Source organism: Massilia sp. DJPM01 (assembly GCF_030348125.1).
Lineage (GTDB): Bacteria > Pseudomonadota > Gammaproteobacteria > Burkholderiales > Burkholderiaceae_D > Telluria_A > Telluria_A frigida.
Map to the genome: position 1 here is coordinate 1 of NZ_JAQOZV010000207.1, position 761 is coordinate 761.

Annotated in this window: 1 protein-coding gene; it reads left to right on the plus strand. The window is 63.9% G+C overall.

The window, feature by feature from the left end:
• Positions 1-761, plus strand: a 761-nt coding sequence (locus PO883_RS34695) for a transposase (RefSeq protein WP_289313833.1), incomplete at both ends; no start/stop codon positions are given.

The window sequence follows — 761 nt, forward strand, 5'->3', positions numbered from 1 at the left end:
GTGCGGCACGCTCTGGATACGCCTTGGATACTGGACATCGACACGACCATCAAGACCCTGTTCGGCCACCAGAGCGGCGCCGAGGTGAGCTACAACCCGCACAAGCCAGGCCGGCCCAGCCACGCGATCCACACTTACTGGGTCGCCAACTTGCGGCTGGTGTTGCAGGCCCAGGTCCAGAGCGGCAAATCGCACAGCGCCGCCAAAACGCTGCCTGGCCTGATCGAACTGGTCACCGGCCTGCCTGCCGCGCAGCGTCCGAAAATGGTGCGCGGCGACTGCGCGTTCGGCAACGAAGGGGTGATGTGCGAACTTGAGGCGATCGAACAGGCCTATTTGTTCAAGCTCAAGCAAAGCCCTAACGTGAAACGGCTCATCGAGCGCCAATGGGGGCGTAGCGACTGGGATGACGCCGGCCAAGGCTGGGAGGCGTGTGAGGACATGCTGAAACTGGCCGGCTGGACCCGCGCGCGGCGGGTCGTCGTGATGCGCCACGCGGTGCGCGGCAGCTTGCTGGCGGAGCTGCCGAAAGGCAAACGCGCACGGGCCGTATCGAAGAAGAACGCCAAGCCGGAGGCACGTCAGGCAAGCCTTGCATTGATCGATACAAACGGCCCCGCCAAGCTGTGGGAGTACGCCGTTCTCGTCACGAATACGGCGCACGAGGCCGGGCAGATGGGACAGTTGTATCGCGATCGCGCCGATTGCGAAAACGGCTTCGACGAGTTGAAGAACCAGTGGGGATGGGGCGGCTACAGCAC